Source organism: Moorena sp. SIO4A1 (assembly GCF_010672065.1).
Taxonomy (GTDB): domain Bacteria; phylum Cyanobacteriota; class Cyanobacteriia; order Cyanobacteriales; family Coleofasciculaceae; genus Moorena.
In genome coordinates, this window is the sequence record NZ_JAAHHX010000579.1 from 1 (window position 1) to 1,636 (window position 1,636).

At 40.3% G+C, this 1,636-nt stretch carries 2 protein-coding genes and 1 pseudogene; 2 read left to right on the top strand and 1 reads right to left on the bottom strand.

Annotated features, from left to right (window positions below; all coding sequences use genetic code 11):
• A partial coding sequence (locus F6K53_RS40835; protein ID WP_293085941.1) for a cyclic nucleotide-binding domain-containing protein occupies window positions 1–525 on the top strand: 525 nt, incomplete at its 5' end.
• Between the two features lie 18 nt (window positions 526–543).
• Entirely contained in the window at window positions 544–666 is a 123-nt protein-coding gene (locus tag F6K53_RS40840; RefSeq protein ID WP_293085944.1) for a hypothetical protein, read from the top strand.
• Here F6K53_RS40840 and F6K53_RS40845 read toward each other — a convergent pair.
• Window positions 659–1,636, bottom strand: a pseudogene (locus tag F6K53_RS40845) (ISAzo13 family transposase); the annotation flags it as partial. The gene F6K53_RS40840 and the pseudogene F6K53_RS40845 sit on opposite strands and share 8 nt — an antisense overlap.

Genomic DNA, 1,636 nt, shown 5'->3' on the forward strand with positions numbered 1-1,636 from the left:
CTCGATAGTGAACCTAATCAGGCAGATAGCACTTTGACGAAGTTTACCGAGAGCCTGAAGTCAATACCTGTCTTTGTTCCTGTAGCTAAACAGCAAAAGAACTTGGAGAATTTCTCGAAAGGAGCACTCCTACAAAATTTCGGTGTGGGAGAAACCGTCATTCGTGAAGGGGATCCTGGTCATGCTTTGTACATTATTATTGCTGGGAAAGCTGTACTCACCCTCAAAGATAGTTATGGTGAACAACAGGAGGTGATGACTCTGTCAAGTGGTGAGTTTTTTGGGGAAATGGCACTGTTTAGCGGCAAACCAAGCTCCGTATCCGTATCCGTTGTGGAAGATTTGCAAACTATTGCGCTTTATTCAGCTCTGGTTAATCAGATGATAGAAAGTACACCAAGTCTTGCCCGTGAAATCGGTCAAATTATCGAAGCACGACGGAAAGCGATAGATGAGGTGAAACAAGTCAATCTTGCATCCAGTCTTGCATCTAGTAATGGTGCGGAGTTATCAAGTCAAGGTTAAGTTGACTATCAATCCCTCATGATGCGATTGGCCTTGGCCTTTGGGCCACGCTACGGGAATGGCCACGCTACGCGATTCACCGTAGGTCACGCGGGGCGCGTTCCCATAAGGAATTGCGCAAAAATAACTTACCCTATTTAGGCGTTGATTGAGGCAGGATAGAATAGTTCCATTCTCCATGAAAAAATTCTCGCACAATCTGCACCTCATTAAAGTCTTTATCACTAACTTTTATACCAGTTTTATAGTCATTTTTGTCCAATTCAGCTTGGATACTAAGTCCGGTATTAGTCGTAGTATTACTAATTAACTTTACGACAACTTCTTGGCTTGTTAAAGGTTTACCTCTCCAGTTTTTTGTTATGTGACAAAACCTTCGATGCTCAATTTTATTCCATTTGCTTGTCCCGGGAGGCAAATGGGATACTTTGATGGTCAATCCGATTTCCGTCGCTAATTTTTGTAACTCACTTTTCCATAATCTAATTCGATAGCCATTACTGCCACCAGAGTCAGCTGTTATCAGTATTTCTTTAGCTGCTGGATAAACTTTTTTTCCCATATTTTTCCACCATTGACGAATGCTTGCTACGGCGAACTCAGCTGTATCATGACTTATTCCTACGTTGACCCATCCCGAGTTATCAGTTAGATCATAAACTCCAGAAGGAATTACTTTTCCTTGTTCTGGATCAGGAAAATCATGAATTTTAACTTGAAGTGGCTCTTTTTTTCGATGCCATTCTTGTCCTACGTTGCGATAATTTCCAATCAATTCTTTTTTTTTTGTATCTACTGAAATTACTGGCTGATTACGCTCTTGAAAATCTTTTAATTTCTCATTAATGTATTGAAATTGAGCATCTCTATCTTGATGAGATGAACCTTCCGACGTTTTTCTATTACTCTGTCAACTATACCCTAATTGCTTCAACAATTTTGCCACCGTTCTTGGACTAATTTGATGTCCGATTTCTTTTAGAGCTTTGGCTAATTTTGCGGTACTTTTCGATGTCCAGAGTAACGGAGAACTTGGATCTCCACGAGTCGCTGGTGCAATTAATTTTTCTAGATCTTGAATTAATGTGTGGTCATTTTGCGATAAACTTTT